Origin of the sequence: Streptomyces sp. NBC_01384, from assembly GCF_045040035.1 — a bacterium.
In the GTDB taxonomy this organism is placed as follows: Bacteria; Actinomycetota; Actinomycetes; order Streptomycetales; family Streptomycetaceae; genus Streptomyces.
This window is the reverse complement of the sequence record NZ_CP109559.1, coordinates 3,368,104-3,387,698: the sequence shown is the minus strand read 5'-3', so window position 1 is coordinate 3,387,698 and position 19,595 is coordinate 3,368,104. Positions and strand designations below refer to the sequence as shown.

The 19,595-nt window shown below is 69.5% G+C and carries 14 protein-coding genes; 11 read left to right on the top strand and 3 right to left on the bottom strand.

What is annotated here, in order from left to right; all coding sequences use genetic code 11:
* Nucleotides 1-96: 96 nt before the first annotated feature.
* From OG747_RS15375 to OG747_RS15345, 7 genes are all read left to right on the top strand, one after another.
* Nucleotides 97-2,403 (top strand): ABC transporter substrate-binding protein, encoded by a 2,307-nt coding sequence (locus OG747_RS15375; protein WP_405879896.1) that lies wholly within the window; start codon nt 97-99, stop codon nt 2,401-2,403.
* A 279-nt stretch (nt 2,404-2,682) separates the two neighbouring features.
* The gene (gene typA, locus OG747_RS15370) at nt 2,683-4,596 is read left to right on the top strand and encodes a translational GTPase TypA (protein ID WP_405879895.1); all 1,914 of its coding nucleotides are present in this window, start codon (nt 2,683-2,685) and stop codon (nt 4,594-4,596) included.
* Between the two features lie 705 nt (nt 4,597-5,301).
* Nucleotides 5,302-6,933, top strand: a complete 1,632-nt coding sequence (locus tag OG747_RS15365) for an ABC transporter substrate-binding protein (protein ID WP_405879893.1) — start codon at nt 5,302-5,304, stop codon at nt 6,931-6,933.
* A gap of 154 nt (nt 6,934-7,087) precedes the next feature.
* Nucleotides 7,088-8,020, top strand: coding sequence for an ABC transporter permease (locus tag OG747_RS15360; protein WP_405879892.1), 933 nt, complete (start codon nt 7,088-7,090; stop codon nt 8,018-8,020).
* Nucleotides 8,013-8,966, top strand: coding sequence for an ABC transporter permease (locus tag OG747_RS15355; RefSeq protein ID WP_405879891.1), 954 nt, complete (start codon nt 8,013-8,015; stop codon nt 8,964-8,966). Before OG747_RS15360 ends, OG747_RS15355 begins: the two co-directional genes overlap by 8 nt.
* Before the next feature lie 11 nt (nt 8,967-8,977).
* Entirely contained in the window at nt 8,978-10,036 is a 1,059-nt protein-coding gene (locus OG747_RS15350) for an ABC transporter ATP-binding protein (RefSeq protein WP_405879889.1), read from the top strand.
* A complete protein-coding gene (locus tag OG747_RS15345; RefSeq protein WP_405879888.1) occupies nt 10,029-11,174 on the top strand; it encodes an ABC transporter ATP-binding protein in 1,146 nt (381 codons plus the stop codon). The genes OG747_RS15350 and OG747_RS15345 overlap by 8 nt, the downstream gene beginning before the upstream one ends.
* 126 nt (nt 11,175-11,300) lie before the next feature.
* On the opposite strand, the gene OG747_RS15340 is transcribed toward OG747_RS15345, so the two are convergent.
* Complete coding sequence (locus OG747_RS15340) at nt 11,301-12,101, bottom strand: sugar phosphate isomerase/epimerase family protein (protein ID WP_405879887.1); 801 nt, start codon at nt 12,099-12,101, stop codon at nt 11,301-11,303.
* 18 nt (nt 12,102-12,119) lie between these two features.
* Nucleotides 12,120-13,052 carry a GNAT family N-acetyltransferase gene (locus tag OG747_RS15335; protein ID WP_405879886.1) on the bottom strand — a complete coding sequence of 311 codons (933 nt, stop codon included), beginning with the start codon at nt 13,050-13,052 and terminating at the stop codon, nt 12,120-12,122.
* 290 nt (nt 13,053-13,342) lie between these two features.
* Here OG747_RS15335 and OG747_RS15330 point away from each other — a divergent pair, with 290 nt between their 5' ends.
* Entirely contained in the window at nt 13,343-14,770 is a 1,428-nt protein-coding gene (locus OG747_RS15330) for an alkaline phosphatase family protein (RefSeq protein ID WP_405879885.1), read from the top strand.
* Between the two features lie 281 nt (nt 14,771-15,051).
* Here the strand turns inward: OG747_RS15330 and OG747_RS15325 are convergent, their stop codons facing one another.
* Complete coding sequence (locus tag OG747_RS15325) at nt 15,052-16,101, bottom strand: LacI family DNA-binding transcriptional regulator (protein ID WP_405879884.1); 1,050 nt, start codon at nt 16,099-16,101, stop codon at nt 15,052-15,054.
* A gap of 329 nt (nt 16,102-16,430) precedes the next feature.
* On the opposite strand from OG747_RS15325, the gene OG747_RS15320 reads away from it, so the two are divergent.
* From OG747_RS15320 to OG747_RS15310, 3 genes are read left to right on the top strand one after another with little or no spacing between them, the layout of a single operon-like run.
* Nucleotides 16,431-17,582, top strand: coding sequence for a Gfo/Idh/MocA family protein (locus OG747_RS15320; protein WP_405879883.1), 1,152 nt, complete (start codon nt 16,431-16,433; stop codon nt 17,580-17,582).
* Entirely contained in the window at nt 17,579-18,733 is a 1,155-nt protein-coding gene (locus OG747_RS15315) for a dihydrodipicolinate synthase family protein (protein WP_405879882.1), read from the top strand. Before OG747_RS15320 ends, OG747_RS15315 begins: the two co-directional genes overlap by 4 nt.
* Nucleotides 18,730-19,566, top strand: coding sequence for a sugar phosphate isomerase/epimerase family protein (locus OG747_RS15310; RefSeq protein WP_405879881.1), 837 nt, complete (start codon nt 18,730-18,732; stop codon nt 19,564-19,566). Before OG747_RS15315 ends, OG747_RS15310 begins: the two co-directional genes overlap by 4 nt.
* The last annotated feature ends 29 nt before the right edge of the window (nt 19,567-19,595 follow it).

The window sequence follows — 19,595 nt, the reverse complement described above, 5'->3', positions numbered from 1 at the left end:
TAGATCTGATCAGCTCCATATATCGGTAAATATACCGCCAAATGTGATCAGACCCCTTGTTCACCCACGGAGCGGCTTGTCCCGGAGGTTGCAGTGATGTCCCACGACGGCGTCGGACTGCGCGCGGTGATGCGCTCGGTCGCGTTCCTCACCGCAGGCGCGCTCGCGGTACCCGCTCTCGCCGCGTGCAGCGAGCAGGAGGAGGTGCTCAAGCCCGCCGCGGCGCAGGACATCGCGCCCGCGACCCGCAACCTGATCGCGGACGGCGGCACCCTGCGCTGGGCCGTGGACGCGGTGCCGGAGACCCTCAACACCTTCCAGGCCGACGCCGACGCCGCGACCTCCCGGGTCGCCGGCGTCGTGCTGCCCTCCCTGTACCGCCTCGACCCGAACGGTCGCCCCCAGCTCAACCCCGACTACCTCGAATCGGCCAAGATCGTCGAGGATGAGCCCAAGCAGGTCGTGCTCTACAAGCTCAACCAGCAGGCGGTCTGGAGCGACGGCCGCGAGATCGGCGCCGCCGACTTCGCCGCCCAGTGGCGCGCCCTGTCCGGCAAGGACAGCGCGTACTGGACGGCCCGCAACGCCGGCTACGACCGCATCGAGAACATCGAGCGCGGCAAGAACGACCTGGAGGTCCGCGTCACCTTCAGCCGTCCCTACGCCGACTGGAAGTCGCTGTTCACGCCGCTGTATCCGAAGGATGTGATGGGTACCGCGGACTCCTTCAACGACGGCGCGCGACGCAAGCTCAACGTCACCGCCGGACCCTTCGCCCTGCAGAAGGTCGACCGCAAGGACGGCGAGGTCGTCCTCACCCGCAACCCGCGCTGGTGGGGCCGCCCCACCAAGCTCTCCGAGATCGCGCTGGTCGCCGTCCCGCGCGACAAGCGGGCCGACGCCCTCGTCGCCGACAAGGTCGACATGGCCGAGATCGACCCCGAAGATGCGGAACGGATCACGCTCGCCGCCCGCGACAAGGGGAGCGCTCCTCTGCGGGGGCCGGGCGCCACGACCACCCCCGCCAAGGCGCTGCGCTCCTGGGCCGTGGCGCACGGCTCCGACCCGAAGGCCGCGCGGGACGAGCTCCGGGCCCGCGAGAAGCAGCGCGAGGCGCTCGCGACGTACGCCCGCCAGCAGGTGGCCCTGCGTGACTTCGTGGTCCGCAAGTCCCTCGAGCCCGCCTACACCCAGCTCGCCCTGAACGGCTCCGAGGGCCCGCTCGCCGATGAGCGCGTCCGCCGCGCCGTCGCCCGCGCCCTCGACCGCGGCGCACTCGCCAAGGCCGTCCTGGGGCCGCTGGGCCTGCCCGCCGTCCCGGTCGGCAGCCACCTCGCGCTCGCCGGCCAGCCGGCGTACGCCGACAACAGCGGCTCGCTCGGCGGCCAGGACACCAAGGAGGCGCAGGCGCTGCTGGCGGACGCCGGGTGGGTGTCCGGGGGACCGGTGAAGGAGCAGCAGGAGAGGAAGAAGGGCAAGGCGGCCGGGCCCGAGGGCAAGAAGGCGGACGCCACCTCCGGTGCCACCTCCGACGGCGGAACGTACATCGTCGGCGAGGACGACAAGCCCGGCGCGGCCGACAGGAAGAGGGCCGAGGCGCACAGGGAGAAGGCCGCGGACGACAGGGAGAAGGCCGCGGCCGACAGGGAGAAGAAGGACCCGAAGGACCACTCCGAGCAGCACGACCAGCGCCAGAAGCAGCACGCGGACGAGCAGGCCGGCAAGCACCTCGACGGCAAGGAGTACGCCCCCAAGGACAACCGGCAGGGCGGGGAGCCGGGCGCGTACGCCCCCAAGGGAACGGCCGCCCCGGCGGGCGCCGCGGCCGGTGCGCTCGCCAAGGACGGCAAGCCGCTGACGCTGCGCTTCGTACTGCCCTCGGGCCCCGGCTCGCAGTCGCTGCGCACCGTCGCCGACCGCATCTCGCGGATGCTGGAGCGCATCGGCATCCGTACGGAGATGTCCAGGGTCCCGGACGACAGCTACTTCAGGGACCACATCGCCTCGGGCCAGTACGACCTGGCGCTGTACTCCTGGCCCGCCTCCGCGTTCCCGGCCACCGACGCCCGCCCGATCTACGCGAAGCCGGTCCCGGCCGCCGACGGCTCCCTCACCGTCGAGCAGAACTACACCCGGGTCGGCACCGACCAGGTCGACCAGCTCTTCGACGAGGCCATCGCCACGCTGGACGAGGACGAGTCGCGCTCCCTGGTCCGCAAGGCCGACGCCCGCATCTGGGCCGCCGCCGGATCGATTCCCCTCTACCAGCGCCCCCAGCTCACCGCCACCCGCTCGAACCTCGCCAACGCCGGCGCCTTCGGCTTCCAGACGCCGGTTTACGAGGACATGGGCTATCTGAAGAAGGGGGTGCGGCCTTCGGTGAGCCCGTCGAGCGGGGGCTGATCCGACCGGAAGGGCCGGAGAATCGGCGGAGAACGCGCACCGGCAACAAGACGGCTCGTGCAGCCGCCCGTATTTCCTGCGGCGCGGACTCCGTCGCGGCGAAGGCCGCCTGACCGGTGCCGGAAGCCTTCCGCGAGGCCGCCGCACGGTCCCGCGGAGGCCGTCCCCGTCAAGGCCACGTACCATGGGGTAAGGCCGTGGCGTGTCCAGCCCGGCAGGGTCCGCGTAGCACTGATGTTCGCGCAGGCCGTCCACTCACTCCGGGAGAAGCGCCTCAATATGGCCACGCGCCACGACATCCGCAACGTCGCCATCGTCGCCCACGTCGACCACGGCAAGACCACCCTGGTCGACGCCATGCTCAAGCAGGCCGGTGCCTTCGCCGCGCACGCCGCCGAGTCGCTCGACGACCGCATGATGGACTCGAACGACCTGGAGCGTGAGAAGGGCATCACGATCCTGGCCAAGAACACGGCCGTGAAGTACCACCCCAAGGATGGCGGCGAGGCCATCACGATCAACATCATCGACACCCCGGGCCACGCCGACTTCGGTGGCGAGGTCGAGCGCGGTCTGTCGATGGTGGACGCGGTCGTTCTCCTCGTCGACGCCTCCGAGGGCCCGCTGCCCCAGACCCGCTTCGTGCTGCGCAAGGCGCTGCAGGCCCGCCTGCCCGTCATCCTGTGCATCAACAAGACGGACCGCCCCGACTCGCGCATCGACGAGGTCGTGAACGAGGCGTACGACCTCTTCCTCGACCTGGACGCCGACGAGGACCAGATCGAGTTCCCGATCGTCTACGCGTGTGCACGTGACGGCGTCGCCTCCCTGACCAAGCCCGAGGACGGCACGGTCCCGCAGGACAGCGACAGCCTGGAGCCGTTCTTCTCCACGATCCTGGAGTCGGTCCCGGCCCCGTCCTACGACGAGTCCGCCCCGCTCCAGGCACACGTCACCAACCTGGACGCCGACAACTTCCTCGGCCGTATCGCGCTGCTCCGCGTCGAGCAGGGCGAGCTGCGCAAGGGCCAGACCGTCACGTGGATCAAGCGCGACGGCACGATGTCCAACGTGCGCATCACCGAGCTGCTGATGACCGAGGCGCTCACCCGCAAGCCCGCCGAGGTGGCAGGGCCCGGTGACATCTGCGCCGTCGCCGGTATCCCGGACATCATGATCGGCGAGACCCTGGCCGACCCGGAGAACCCGATCGCGCTGCCGCTGATCACGGTCGACGAGCCGGCGATCTCGATGACGATCGGTACGAACACCTCGCCGCTGGTCGGCCGTGGTGGCACGGGCAAGGGCGCGGACGCCAAGGCCGCGGTCAAGGACAAGGACCGCAAGGTCACCGCCCGCCAGGTCAAGGACCGCCTCGACCGCGAGCTGGTCGGTAACGTCTCCCTCCGCGTGCTCGACACCGAGCGTCCGGACGCGTGGGAGGTCCAGGGCCGTGGCGAGCTCGCGCTCGCCATCCTGGTCGAGCAGATGCGCCGCGAGGGCTTCGAGCTGACCATCGGCAAGCCGCAGGTCGTCACCCAGGAGATCGACGGCAAGGTCCACGAGCCCGTCGAGCGCATGACGATCGACGTCCCCGAGGAGCACATGGGCGCGGTCACGCAGCTCATGGGCGTCCGCAAGGGCCGGATGGACAACATGTCCAACCACGGCTCCGGCTGGGTCCGCATGGAGTTCGTCGTCCCGTCCCGCGGTCTCATCGGCTTCCGTACGGAGTTCCTGACCGGCACCCGTGGCACCGGCATCGCCCACTCCATCCACGAGGGTCACGAGCCCTGGTTCGGCGTGCTGGCGACCCGCAACAACGGTTCGCTGGTCGCCGACCGCGCCGGCGCCGTCACCGCGTTCGCGATGACGAACCTGCAGGAGCGCGGTGTGCTGTTCACCGACCCCGGCACCGAGGTGTACGAGGGCATGATCGTCGGCGAGAACTCGCGCGCCGACGACATGGACGTGAACATCACCAAGGAGAAGAAGCTCACGAACATGCGGTCGTCCTCGGCCGACTCGTTCGAGGCGATCGTCCCGCCGCGCAAGCTCTCGCTGGAGCAGTCCCTGGAGTTCTGCCGTGACGACGAGTGCGTCGAGGTGACTCCGGAGTCCGTCCGCATCCGCAAGGTCAACCTGGACGGCCGTGAGCGCGCCCGCGCCGCGAGCCGGGCCAAGAACGGCTGACCTCGGCCGTTCCGCAGCACATTCGGGCACCTCGCATTCGCGGGGTGCCCGATTGCGTTGGGGCGCGCGGTGCGCATTGACGCCGGCGCGCGGTGGTATGGAGCGGCAGCAAAGGGAGGGTAGGGATAACCCTCTATTACGGAGGAGCAGCCCTCCAAGTTGGCCGATTCGCACTACCCTGCATCCACGTGGGTCTCGGCCGCACGGCGCGTCGTGGCGTCGTGGTCGCGCCGTCAGGGACGTACGCGCTCGACATCGAACGGCCCTGCCGCACACGGCTGTTGGCCGGAAGATGGGAAACCGTTCCCGCGAGCCCGGGGCGGGTGGGCATGCCGACGGCGCCCCTGCATGACGGCCACGATAGCCGCAACCCCTTTTCTCGCCCCATGCGTCCGCAATGCGGACAGTCGAGACCGATAGGTGTGTAACAAGTCCGTTTCGCAGGGATCTTTCTGCAAACCCTTTGTCCGGATTTTGGAAGAAGTAGGCGGCAGGTGTGATCGAACCGAGACCTTGTGAGTGTGGTCGGGCCCTGGCCCATGGCAGATAGTTAGGCGCGTAGAGCTCGGTACAAACGGGTCATGCGCCTTCAGGTGGCGTCGGCTCGCGAGCCGGGGGGCACCAGCACTTTCTCCGTCCCAAGTGTCGGCAACGTGTCTAGTGCTCCCTTTTGCGGTGAACCAATGGACTCATGAGGAGGAACCCATGCGCGGTGCCAAGAGCGCCAAGTGGGTCGCGATAGCCGCGGTTGTGGCGCTGGGAGCGACCGCCTGTGGTGGTGGCGGCGGTGGCGACAAGGGCAGCGACAGCAAGGCTGCCATCGACCCGGCCGGTAAGTTCTCGGTCGAGGTGGGCGAGCCGCAGAACCCGCTGCAGCCGGCCGACACCATGGAGTCCAACGGCAGCATCGTCATCAAGTCCCTCTTCTCGCAGCTCGTGAGCTACGACGAAAAGGGCAACATCGTCAACGTGAACGCCCAGTCGGTGGACACGAAGGACAACAAGACCTACACGGTCAAGCTGAAGGCCGGCTGGAAGTTCCACGACGGCACCCCGGTGACCGCCAACTCCTACGTCAAGGCGTGGAACTGGGCCGCCGCCCCCGCGAACAAGCAGACCAACAGCTTCTGGTTCTCGGACATCGCCGGTTACGACGACGTCGCCCCGGCGAAGGGCAAGCCGAAGGCCACGACCATGTCCGGTCTGAAGGTCGTCGACGACAACACCTTCACCATCACGCTCTCCAAGGCGATCCCCTACTACGTCTACAAGCTCGGCTACGAGGTCTTCTCGCCGCTGCCCGAGTCCTTCTACAAGGACCCGAAGGCCGCGGGCGAGCACCCGATCGGCAACGGCCCGTACAAGTTCGTCAGCTGGTCGCACAAGAAGCAGATCGAGGTCGCCAAGTTCGACGGCTACCAGGGTCCGGACAAGGCCAAGAACGGCGGTGTGATCTTCAAGAACTACACCAGCCTGGAAACGGCCTACGAGGACCTGAAGTCGGGCAACGTCGACGTCCTGCGTCAGATCGCCCCGAAGGACCTGCCGGTCTACAAGTCCGACCTCGGCAGCCGCGCGGTGGACAAGGCGTACTCGGCGATCCAGACCATCGCGCCGGCCTTCTACACCAAGCAGTGGAAGAACATCAACCCGAAGGTCCTGCAGGGCCTGTCGATGGCGATCGACCGCGCCACCATCACCAAGACGGTGCTCCAGGGCACCCGTGAGCCCGCCACCGGCTGGGTCGCGAAGGGTGTCCTCGGCTACGAGCCGAACGCCGGCGGCGACGTCTTCACGTACAACCCGACGAAGGCCAAGCAGCTCATCAAGGACGGCGGCGGCGTTCCGGGCAACGCCATCACCATCCAGTACAACGCGGACGGCGGTCACAAGGAGTGGGTGGAGGCGGTCTGCAACTCGATCACCAACGCCACCGGCGTCAAGTGCGCGGGCGACTCCAAGGCCGACTTCCAGGCCGACCTCAACGCGCGTGACGCTCACCAGGTCAAGTCCATGTACCGCAGTGGCTGGGTGCTCGACTTCCCGATGAACGCCAACTTCATCCGTGACCTGTACGGCAGCAAGTCGGACGGCAACCAGAGCGGCTTCTCGAACAAGACGATCGACGCGGAGATCGCCGCCGCCGACACCGCCAGCTCGCTCGCGGACTCGGAGAAGAAGTACCAGGACATCGAGAAGGAGCTCGTCAACTACATGCCGAGCATTCCGCTCTGGTACTACAAGGTCAACGCGGGCTACTCGGACAAGGTCACCGGCGTCGCGTACGCCCAGACCGGCGACCCGATCCTGACCGGCGTTGAGGTCAAGAAGAAGTAACCGCAATCAGCCCGCGATCCCGGGTGCCGCGCCGCATCGTGCGCCGCACCCGGGGGGACGGCAGCGGCCGGGGGGCCCTTTCCACGCGCATCGTTCAGGGGTGCGCGGGGAAAGGGCCCGTCGGCTGTCGTCGTAGTAACTACATGGAGGCACGATGGGGCGCTACGTCGCACGACGACTGCTCCAGATGATCCCGGTCTTCATCGGGACAACCCTGCTGATCTTTCTCATGGTCTACGCCCTGCCCGGCGACCCCGTGCGAGGCCTGTTCGGCGACAAGGGCGGCAGCCCCGCCGTCATCGCCTCTCTGAGACATCAGTACGGCCTGGACCAGCCAATCCTGGTGCAGTACTACCACTACATGAAGGACATGATCCTTCACTTCGACTTCGGCACGCAGATCGCGAGCGGCCGCCCCGTCACGGACGTGCTCGGTGAGGCGTTCCCGGTGACCCTCCGCCTCGCCTCGCTGTCCTTCGCCATCGAGGTCGTCCTGGGCATCGCCCTGGGCGTCTGGGCGGGCATGCGCGCCGGGCGGTTCGCGGACAACGCGATCCTGCTGGTCTCGCTGCTGCTGATCTCGGTCCCGGTGTTCGTCCTCGGCTTCATCCTGAAGGTCGTCTTCGCCTTCCAGCTCAACTGGCTGCCGCCGAACGTGAACGACTCCACGAACTACAACGAGTTGCTGATGCCGGCGTTCGTCCTCGCGACCGCCTCGCTGGCCTATGTGACCCGGCTCACCCGTACGTCGGTCGCCGAGAACCTGCGCGCCGACTACATCCGTACCGCCATCGCCAAGGGCCTGCCCAAGAGGCGTGTGGTGGGTGTCCACCTCATGCGCAACTCGCTGATCCCCGTGATCACCTACCTGGGCACCGACATCGGCGCGCTGATGGGCGGAGCCGTCGTCACGGAGGGCCTGTTCAACATCCAGGGCGTCGGCGGCACGATCTACCAGTCCATCGTGCGCCGCGAAGGCACGACGCTCGTCGGCCTGGTGACCATCCTGGTGCTGGTCTACCTCCTCGCCAGCCTGCTCGTCGACCTGCTGTACGCGGTCCTGGACCCGAGGATTCGCTATGCCTGACATCACCAGCCCTGTGTCCACCTCCGCCGTCGACGCGGTGCGCGCGATCGTCGCCGACGAACTCTCCCCGACGCCGGGCAAGCCGGAGAAGTCCCGCAGCCTGTGGGGCGACGCCTGGAACGACCTCCGGCGCAGCTGGATCTTCGGCGTCTCGGCGGTGCTGATCCTGCTGCTGCTGACGATCACCTTCTTCCCGGGGGTGTTCACCGACACCGACCCGGTCAAGGGCGACCTGGCCAAGCACTTCCTGCAGAAGCCGAAGCTGAGCCATGTGTTCTCCGCGGACTGGCTGGGCTACGACCAGCAGGGCCGCAGCGTCTACGCCCGTGTCATCTACGGCACCCGGGCCTCCGTGGCCGTCGGCTTCGGCACCACCTTCGTGGTGACGCTGCTGGGCGGTCTGGTGGGCATGATCGCCGGCTACTTCGGCGGCATCGTCGACTCGATCCTGTCGCGCCTGACGGACGTGTTCTTCGGCATCCCGTTCCTGCTCGCCACCATGGTCGTGCTGACCTCCTTCCCGGACCGCACGATCTGGGTCGTCATCGCGGCCCTGGGTGCCTTCGGCTGGACGCAGCTCGCCCGCGTGATGCGCGGCGCCGTGATCACCACCAAGCAGTCCGACTACGTGCACGCCGCCCAGGCCCTGGGCGCGAGTACCCCGCGGATCATGTTCCGGCACATCCTGCCGAACACCCTCGCCCCCGTGATCGTCGTCTCCACGATCTCGCTCGGCGTCTACATCTCCGCCGAGGCGACCCTGTCCTTCCTCGGACTCGGCCTCAACGGCGTGTCCTGGGGCAACGACATCTCGGACGGCGGCGCCGAGATCCGTGTGGCGCAGCACATCATGCTGTACCCGTCGATCATGCTCAGCATCACGGTGCTGGCATTCATCATGCTCGGTGAGGCCGTCCGCAACGCCCTCGACCCGAAGCTGCGCTGAGGGAGGCGTACGTGACCATCATCGAAGACTCCGTCCCGGTGCCCGCCCCGCGTAAGGGCGGCACCGACGACGGGCCGCTGCTCGAAGTGCGTGACCTGCACGTCGAGTTCCACACCCGCGAGGGCGTGGCCAAGGCGGTCAACGGCGTCAACTACAGCGTCAGCGCGGGCGAGACGCTCGCCGTGCTCGGCGAGTCCGGCTCCGGCAAGTCCGTGACCGCGCAGGCGATCATGGGCATCCTCGACATGCCGCCGGCGAAGATCCCGCAGGGCGAGATCCTCTTCCGCGGCCAGGACATGCTCAAGATGTCCGGCGAGGAGCGCCGCAAGATCCGCGGCCAGAAGATCGCCATGATCTTCCAGGACGCGCTCAGCTCGCTCAACCCGGTCCTGACCGTCGGCTACCAGCTCGGCGAGATGTTCCGGGTCCACCAGGGCCTCTCCAAGAAGGAGGCCAAGGCCAAGGCGATCGAGCTGATGGACCGGGTGAAGATCCCGGCCTCCGCGGCCCGCGTGAACGACTACCCGCACCAGTTCTCCGGCGGTATGCGCCAGCGCATCATGATCGCCATGGCGCTGGCCCTGGAGCCGGACCTGATCATCGCGGACGAGCCCACCACGGCGCTCGACGTGACGGTCCAGGCCCAGGTCATGGACCTGCTCGCGGACCTGCAGCGCGAGTACAACATGGGCCTGATCCTGATCACCCACGACCTCGGCGTGGTCGCCGACGTCGCGGACAAGATCGCCGTGATGTACGCGGGCCGGATCGTGGAGCGCGCCCCGGTCCACGAGCTGTACAAGCGCCCCGCGCACCCGTACACGCGGGGTCTGCTGGACTCGATCCCGCGCCTGGACCAGAAGGGCCAGGAGCTGTACGCGATCAAGGGGCTGCCGCCCAACCTGCTGCGCATTCCGACCGGCTGCGCCTTCAACCCGCGCTGCCCCAAGGCCCAGGACATCTGCCGCACCGACGTGCCGGCGCTGCTCCCGGTGAGCGAGCAGGACGGCACCGAGCTGGTCGGCCGCGGTTCGGCCTGCCACTTCTGGAAGGAGACGATCCATGGCTGAGCTCAGCAAGAACGACGAGCAGGAGGCCACCCCGAACGTCTCCGAGGTGGAGGTCGTCGACGCCCACTCCGAGGCGGAGGCGGTCGCCGCGATCGAGGCGCCGGTGGACCGCGGCGAGCCGATCCTGCAGGTGCGCAACCTGGTGAAGCACTTCCCGCTCACCCAGGGCATCCTGTTCAAGCGGCAGATCGGTGCGGTGAAGGCCGTCGACGGCATCTCCTTCGACCTGTACCAGGGCGAGACTCTGGGCATCGTGGGCGAGTCCGGCTGCGGCAAGTCCACCGTGGCCAAGATGCTGATGCACCTGGAGCGGGCCACCGCGGGCGAGATCTTCTACAAGGGCCAGGACATCACCAAGCTGTCCGGACGCGCCCTGAAGGCCGTGCGCCGCAACATCCAGATGGTCTTCCAGGACCCGTACACCTCGCTCAACCCCCGTATGACGGTGGGCGACATCATCGGTGAGCCCTTCGACATCCACCCCGAGGTGGCTCCGAAGGGCGACCGGCGGCGCAAGGTCCAGGAACTGCTGGACGTGGTCGGTCTCAACCCCGAGTACATCAACCGCTACCCGCACCAGTTCTCGGGCGGTCAGCGGCAGCGCATCGGCATCGCCCGTGGTCTCGCGCTCAACCCCGAGATCATCATCTGCGACGAGCCGGTGTCGGCCCTCGACGTGTCGGTGCAGGCACAGGTCATCAACCTGATGGAGAAGCTGCAGGACGAGTTCAACCTCTCCTACCTCTTCATCGCGCACGACCTGTCGATCGTCCGGCACATCTCCGACCGGGTCGGCGTGATGTACCTCGGCAAGATGGCCGAGATCGGCACCGACGAGCAGATCTACGACCACCCGACGCACCCCTACACCCAGGCGCTGCTGTCGGCCGTGCCCGTGCCGGACCCGGAGGCCCGTGAGCACCGCGAGCGGATCATCCTGACCGGTGACGTGCCGTCCCCGGCCAACCCGCCGTCCGGGTGCAGCTTCCGCACCCGCTGCTGGAAGGCCCAGGACAAGTGCTCCGTGGAGGTCCCGATCCTCGCGGTGCCCGAGGTCTTCATGGGCGTGGACTCGCCGGCGGCCCATGAGTCGGCGTGCCACTTCGCCGAGGAGAAGGACATCGTGCACGCGGCCTGAGCGCCACGCGTCCCGCGATCGACCGGCCGGTTCCCGGCACCGCCACCGCGGTGCCGGGAACCGGCTTTTTGGGGTTCGAGGTGGAGTTGGTGGCCCGGACGATGTGACCCCAGGTGCGCCCCGGCCCTACGCCGAGTCGTTCAGCAGCCGGGCAAGATGCTCCCGGCCCGGCCCCAACAGCTCCGGAAGCGGCGCGGCGCCCTCGTACCAGCGCTTCTCGTACTCCCAGCACAGCCAGCCGTCCCAGCCCTCCCGGGAGAGCAGTTCCACGCACTCGGCGAGGGGCAGGACGCCCGCGCCGAGGGGGAGCGGGGTGGTGTCCTCGGCGGAGGCGATGTCCTTGACCTGGAGGTAGCCGAGGTACGTGCACAGCGCCGCGTACGTCGCCGGGGGCTCCTCGCCGCCGAGCCAGGTGTGCATGACGTCCCACAGCGAGCCCACGTGATGGTGGCCGACCAGGCCCAGGATCCTGATCGCGTCCGCGCCGGTGCGGTGCGAGTCATGGGTCTCCAGCAGGATGCGTACGCCAAGGTCGGCGGCGTACTCCGCAGCCGTGCCGAGCCGCCGCGCCGCCGTCGCGTCCGCCTCCTCGACGCTCTGCTCGGGGCTCGCGCCCGGGAAGACACGTACGAACGGGGCGCCCAGGTCGCGGGCCAGGTCGAGGAGTTCGCCGATCTCGGCGATGACGGCGTCGTCGTCGCCCGGCGCCGCCACCCGCGCATACCCCGCGAGGCACAGGATCTCGATGCCGCCCGCCTTGAACTCGGCGACCACATCGGCCCGTTCGGCCGCCCCGATGCCGGGATGCACCGGCTCCTCGGGGTGCGCGCGCAACTCCACTCCGTGGTAGCCGTGCGTGGCGGCGAGTCGTACGACGTCGGGGATCGGGAGCCCGGGCACGCCGAGCGTGGAGAAGGCCAGCTTCATGCTTGGGGACCCTACCCGTCACTCCGCCGCGCTGTGCAGGTCGAGCCGCCAGTCCTGGCCGAGGAGGTCCGCGCCGAAGGAGCGGTGCGGCTTCTCGGCGACGAGGACGAAGCCGTGCCGCTGGTAGATGCGGCGGGCGGCGGCCAGTACGTCATTGGTCCACAGGACGAGTTCGCGGTAGCCGACTCCGCGGGCGAACTCGACGACGGCCTCGACCAGCCGGTCGCCGATGCCCAGCCCGCGCGCGTCCGGCTCGACGAGCAGGAGGCGCAGCCGGGCGGTCCCGGGCGCGTCGTCCCGTACGCACATCACGCACCCCACCGGCCGCCCGTCGAGCTCGGCGATCCACACCCGCTCCAGATGCGGATCGTGGTCCTCGGCGAAGTCGGCGACGATCCGGGCGACCAGGCCCTCGTAATCGGTGTTCCAGCCGTACTCGGCGGCGTACAGCGCGGCGTTGCGCTGCACGATCCAGCCGAGGTCACCGGGGCCGGGCTCGCGCAGCGCGACGTCCTCGCGGTGGGGACGGCGGCCCTCGGAGAGCAGGGTGCGCACGGTGTGCATCGCCTCGGCGAGCCGGGGCCGCTCCTCGGCCGGAACGGTCGCCAGCAGCGCCCCGACGGATTCCCGCGACCGCTCGTCCAGCAGGGCCGCGGTCTGGCGGCCGTGGGCCGTGAGGGTGATCCGGCGCCGTCGCGGATCCCGCTCCGAGGGTGCCCGCTCGACCAGGCCGTCCTGCTCGAACTTGTTGAGAATCCGGCTCAAGTACCCGGAGTCCAGGGACAGTACGGCGCGGAGGTCGGCGGCGTCGGTGCGCGCGGAGTGGGCGAGCTCGTACAGCACGCGGGACTCGGTGAGGGTGTACGGGGCGTAGAGGTGGCGGCCGTAGTCGAGGGCGCCGATGACGTTCGTATAGAAGCGGTTGAAGGAGCGGATGTCCTGGATGGTCATGATCAACCCCGGATGGTCGGCTCTGGATGATCGGCTGGGGATGGATGGTTGACTCAGTCAGAGGTGTGGGTCGAGCGTACGACGTCGACCAAGCGCGGGCAACGGCCGCGCAACGCACCGGCATCCACGGTCATGGCTTGGCCAACCCCATTCCGCACCTTGTCCACATGTTCACCGCGCGCCTCCGCCATCCCTCGTTCACCCCTAAGAGAGTGAAGCGACGGGCCCGCCCCCGCGCGGGCCGCAGTGCGACTCCGGAGAGCTGACGAAGTCTCGAGAAGGGATAGTGAATGGCAGGGTTGACACGTCGTAGACTTCTGGGATCGGCCGCGGGCGCCCTGGGCGGCGCCGCGGCGCTCTCCCTCCTCCCACCGAGCGTCCAGAAGGCCGTCGCGGCCGGGCCGGCCGAGCGCGGTTCGCTCCGCGACATCGAACACGTCGTCATGCTGATGCAGGAGAACCGGTCATTCGACCATTACTTCGGCACGCTGTCGGGTGTCCGCGGCTTCGCCGACCCGCACGCGCTGAAGCTCGCGGGCGGCCGGTCGGTCTTCTACCAGCCCGACGCCGTGAACCCGAAGGGGTATCTGCTCCCCTTCCGCCTCGACACCCACACGTCCAGCGCGCAGGCCATACCGTCCACGAGCCATGCGTGGGCGGTGCAGCACGAGGCGTGGAACGGCGGCCGGATGGACCGGTGGCTGCCGGCGCACCGCAAGGCGGACGGGGTGAACGGCCCGTACGTGATGGGCTACTACACGCGCGAGGACATCCCGTTCCAGTTCGCTTTGGCGGAGACCTTCACCATCTGCGACCACTACTTCTGCTCGGTGTTGGGCCCGACCTGGCCGAACCGCCTGTACTGGATGACGGGCACGATCGACCCGGGCGGCACCGAGGGCGGACCGGTGCTGGCCAACAAGGTGCCGACGCCGTACCGCTGGACGACGTACGCGGAGCGGCTCCAGGAGGCCGGGATCAGCTGGAAGGTGTACCGGCAGGACGACGACTACGGCTGCAACATGCTGGAGCAGTTCGAGAGTTTCCGCGCCGCGGTGCCGGGGTCCGACCTGTACGAGCGGGGCGTGCGCCCGCAGCCGGAGGGCACGTTCGAGGACGACGCCCGGGCCGATCGCCTGCCGGCCGTCTCGTGGATCATGCCGACGAGTTTCCAGTCCGAGCACCCGGACTACCTGCCCGCGGCCGGCGCCGACTTCGTGGCCTCGAAGATCGAGGCCATCGCGTCGAACCCGAAGGTGTGGCGCAAGACCGCGTTCATCCTGAACTACGACGAGAACGACGGCCTGTTCGACCACGTGCCCCCGCCGACGCCGCCGGCGGGGACGGCCGACGAATTCGTCCAGGGCCTGCCGATCGGCGGCGGCTTCCGAGTCCCCGCGATCATCGTCTCCCCCTGGACGGTGGGCGGCTGGGTGGCCTCGGAGCCCTTCGACCACACCTCGGTACTGCAGTTCCTGGAACGCTTCACCGGCGTCGAGGAGCCCAACGTCAGCGACTGGCGCCGGTCGACGTTCGGCGACCTCACCTCCGCGTTCCGCTTCTGGCACGCCCGTGCGCGCCGGCCGTGGCTGCCGGACGACACGGCGGAACAGCTGGAGAAGGCGAAGGAGGAGGTGGCGACCCTCCCGAAGCCGACGCTTCCGGGTGCCGACCAGTGCTTCCCTCGGCAGGAGGAGGGCCATCGCCCGCACGTGTGACCGCGGGGTGGGTGCGTGGGGCGGGGCCGTGCCGGTACGTCGAGCCCGTCGCCGCCGGATCAGACGTGGGCCGGGCAAGGGAGCCGCTGCTCGATCCGAACGTAAGCGACGGGCTTGCGACGTACCGGCACGGCCCCTTGCGCGGTCCGGCGGCTGCGGGTGGGAGCGGCCTCCAGGCACACACGCGCTGACGAGCCCGGCAAGGTGATGTTCCGGCCCCGCCGGCCCACTCCCTGGGCCCCTGGGTCCCTGGGTCCCTGGGGGCCCAGGGGGCCGGGCCGTCACGCCCGCGGCGCGCCCGTGGACCCTCGTACCATCAGCTCTCCCTGCACCGTGGCGATCCCGCCCGGCGGTGGTTCCTCGCGGCCCATGGCGATGCGTCCGGCCCGTGCCCCCGCCTCCGACAACGGCAACCGCACCGTCGTCAGCGCCGGTACCGCGTCGATGCTGAACGGCAGATCGTCGAACCCGGCCACGGACACGTCGTCCGGGATGCGCAGCCCCGCGTCGCGCAGCGCGGCGCACGCGCCGAGCGCCACGGTGTCGTTGGCGGCGACGACAGCCGTCAACGACGGGTCGCGGCGCAGGAGTTCGAGGGTCGCCTCGTAGCCGGCGCGACGGTCGTAGCGTCCATGCACCGTGCGGCGCGGATCGTCCTCGATGCCGTGCGCGGCAAGGGCGGCGCGGTGTCCCTCGAGGCGGTGGCGGGTCGTCGTCCGCTCCTCCGGGCCCGCGATGTAGCCGAGCCGGCGGTGGCCGAGCCCGATCAGGTGCTCGGTGAGCTGCTGACCGCCGCCCCGGTTGTCGAAGGTGAGCGCGATCGCCTCGGGGGCGTCGGGCGCGGGCGGGCGTCCGCACAGGACCACCTGGGTCCCGGCGTCCCCGAGCTTGCGCAGCTTCGCCGCGACCGCCGCCGCGTGCAGCGCGTCCTCGACGGCGCCGCCCGTCAGGACGACCGCGGCGGCGCGCTGGCGCTGAAGGAGCGTGAGGTAGGTCAGCTCACGCTCCGGGGAGCCGCCGGTGTTGCACACGACCCCGAGCCGTTCGCCGCCCGCCCGTCCACCGGGGCCGCCGATCTCCGACTGGATCGCGGCCGCCATGATCCCGAAGAAGGGGTCGGCGATGTCGTTCACCAGGATGCCGACCAGGTCGGAGGTGGCGGCGGCCAGTGAACTCGCGGGGCCGTTCAGCACGTAGTCCAGGTCGTCCACCGCGCGCAGCACCCGTTCGCGCGTGGACGCCGCGACGGGATAGTTCCCGTTCAGCACCCGGGACACGGTCGCGGGCGAGACCTGCGCACGCGCCGCCACGTCCGCCAGGGTCACGGTCATCTCGTCGTCCTCCGGTAAACGCATCTCGATTGTCGTCGTCCTCGGCGTCCTCGGGCACGCGGGCCGCGCATCACGCGCCCTCGCACCCGCACACCGCCGCTGACAGCCACGTACGGTCGCCAGGGGCTGATCCGTCCGCATGCTGGTCACATCCGACCGTGCTCGCACCCCCCACGTCCAGCCGTCCGGACGATCGAACATCTCGTCGCCCGCATGGTCTTGTCCAATCGGCTGGACAGAGGCTAGCTTCTCCCTAGGTAGAAAGCGCTTGCTGTCACGCTCGCCAGTGGGACGTATGCGGCGCGGAACCCGCGTACGAAGGGAATCACGTGACACGCAAGACGGTGCGAATCGCCATGAACGGCGTGACGGGGCGCATGGGCTACCGCCAGCACCTCGTCCGCTCGATTCTCGCCCTGCGCGACCAGGGCGGCCTCGACCTCGGCGACGGCACGGTGCTGTGGCCCGAGCCGATCCTCGTCGGCCGCCGCGAGCACGCCCTGACGGCGCTCGCCGAGCGGCACGGCCTCCAGCACTGGTCGACGGACGTGGACGCGGTCCTCGCCGACCCGACCGTCGACCTCTACTTCGACGCGCAGGTCACCTCCGCCCGCGAGGAGGCCATCAAGAAGGCCATCGCGGCGGGCAAGCACATCTACACCGAGAAGCCCACGGCCACCGGCCTCGACGGCGCCCTGGAACTGGCCCGCCTCGCCCACGAGAAGGGCATCAAGCACGGCGTCGTCCAGGACAAGCTGTTCCTCCCGGGCCTGCTGAAGCTCAAGCGCCTGATCGATGGCGGCTTCTTCGGCCGAATCCTGTCCATCCGCGGGGAGTTCGGCTACTGGGTCTTCGAGGGCGACTGGCAGCAGGCCCAGCGCCCCTCCTGGAACTACCGCGCCGAGGACGGCGGCGGCATCGTCGTCGACATGTTCCCGCACTGGGAGTACGTGCTCCACGAGCTGTTCGGCCGGGTCACCTCCGTCCAGGCGCTCACCGCCACCCACATCCCGCAGCGCTGGGACGAGCAGGACAAGCCGTACGACGCCACGGCCGACGACGCGGCGTACGGCATCTTCGAACTCGAAGGCGGCGCGATCGCCCAGATCAACTCCTCCTGGGCCGTCCGCGTCAACCGCGACGAACTCGTCGAGTTCCAGGTGGACGGCACGGAGGGCTCGGCGGTGGCAGGCCTGCGCAACTGCCGCGTCCAGCACCGCTCCGCGACGCCCAAGCCGGTCTGGAACCCCGACATCCCGGCCACGTACTCCTTCCGAGACCAGTGGCAGGAGATCCCCGACAACGCCGAGTTCGACAACGGCTTCAAGGCCCAGTGGGAGCTGTTCCTGCGCCACGTCTACGCCGACGCCCCCTACCACTGGGACCTCCTCGCCGGCGCCCGCGGCGTCCAGCTCGCCGAACTGGGCCTGAAGTCCTCGGCCGAGGGCCGCCGCCTCGACGTACCGGAGATCGCGCTGTGACCATCCAGCTGCCGGACGGCAAGGGAGGACTGAGGACGTACGAGCCGCGCACCGAGCCGCTCGCCCTCACCCCCGGCACCCCCTTCGCCTCCCGTACGGTCTTCTCGGCCGCGCACGTCGTCGCCGACCCGTACGCCGACGTGTCCCCCGACTCGCCCGCCGCCGTTGACTGGGACGCCACCCTCGCCTTCCGCCGCCACCTGTGGTCCCACGGGCTCGGGGTCGCCGAGGCGATGGACACCGCCCAGCGCGGGATGGGCCTGGACTGGGCGGGCGCGGCCGAACTCATCCGCCGGTCGGCGGCGGAGGCGAAGGCGGTCGGCGGCCGGATCGCGTGCGGCGTCGGCACGGACCAGCTCACCGGCCCGGCCTCGCTGGAGGAGGTCCGGGCGGCATACGAGGAGCAGCTGGCCCTCGTGGAGGAATCGGGAGCCCAAGCCATCCTCATGGCCTCCCGGGCCCTGACGGCGATGGCGAAGGCCCCCGAGGACTACTTGGAGGTCTACGGACACCTGCTCCGCCAGGCGGCCGAACCCGTGATCCTGCACTGGTTGGGCCCCATGTTCGACCCGGCCCTTGAGGGCTACTGGGGGTCGAGCGACCTGGACGCGGCCACGGACGTGTTCCTGGAGGTGATCGCGGCCCACCCCGACAAGGTGGACGGCATCAAGGTCTCCCTCCTGGACGCCCAACGGGAGATCGACCTGCGCCGCCGCCTCCCGCACGGCGTCCGCTGCTACACGGGCGACGACTTCAACTACCCCGAGCTCATCGCGGGCGACGACCAGGGCTTCAGCCACGCCCTGCTGGGCATCTTCGACCCGCTGGGCCCGCTTGCGGCGGAGGCGGTACGGGTCCTCGACACGGGCGATGTGAAGGGCTTCCGCGAGCTCCTCGACCCCACCGTCGAACTCTCCCGCCACCTCTTCCAGACCCCGACCCGCTTCTACAAGACGGGTGTCGTCTTCCTGGCCTGGCTGGCCGGCCACCAGTCCCACTTCACGATGGTCGGCGGCCTCCAGTCGGCCCGCTCGCTCCCGCACTTCGCGCGCGCCTACGAGCTCGCCGACACCCTGGGCCTGTTCCCGAACCCGGAGCTCGTCGAGACACGCATGAAGAACCTGCTGTCCCTGTACGGAGTGGCCTCATGAGCAATCCCCTCGAGCGCTTCAGCATCAACCAGATGACGGTCAGGCAACTGTCGATGCCCGAACTGGTCGAGTCCTGCCTGGCCCTGGGAGTTCCGGGCGTCGGCCTCTGGCGCGAACCCGTCCAGTCGTACGGACTCGACGCCACCGCCAAACTCGTCCGCGACGCGGGCCTGGCCGTCACCACCCTCTGCCGCGGCGGCTTCTTCACGGCGATCGACCCGCGGGAACGGGCCCGCGCCCTGGACGACAACCGCGCGGCCATCGACGAGGCCGCGACCCTCGGCACCGACACCCTGGTCCTGGTCTCCGGCGGTCTGCCGTCCGGCTCGAAGGACCTGCATGGCGCGCGGGAGCGGATCGCCGACGCCCTGGGGGAGCTGGGCCCCTACGCCGCCGCCCGCGGTGTCCGCCTGGCCATCGAGTCACTCCACCCCATGTACGCCGCCGACCGCTGTGTCGTCTCCACCCTCGCCCAGGCCCTGGACCTCGCGGAACGCTTCCCCGCGGACCAGGTGGGCGTCACCGTCGACACGTACCACATCTGGTGGGACGACACGGCTCCCGCCCAGATCGCCCGCGCGGGCGCCACCGGCCGCATCCACACCTTCCAACTCGCCGACTGGACCACCCCGCTGCCCGAGGGCGTCCTCAACGGCCGCGGCCAGATCGGCGACGGATCGATCGACATGCGGGAGTGGCGCGACTACGTCGAGGCGGCGGGCTACTCCGGCCTCATCGAGGTCGAGCTGTTCAACGACGCGCTGTGGGCGCGGGACGGGCGGGAGGTGCTGGCGGAGACGGTGGGGCGGTTCGTGGAGCACGTGCTGCGGTGATTCGGGGTCTGTCATGACGGCCGGCCACT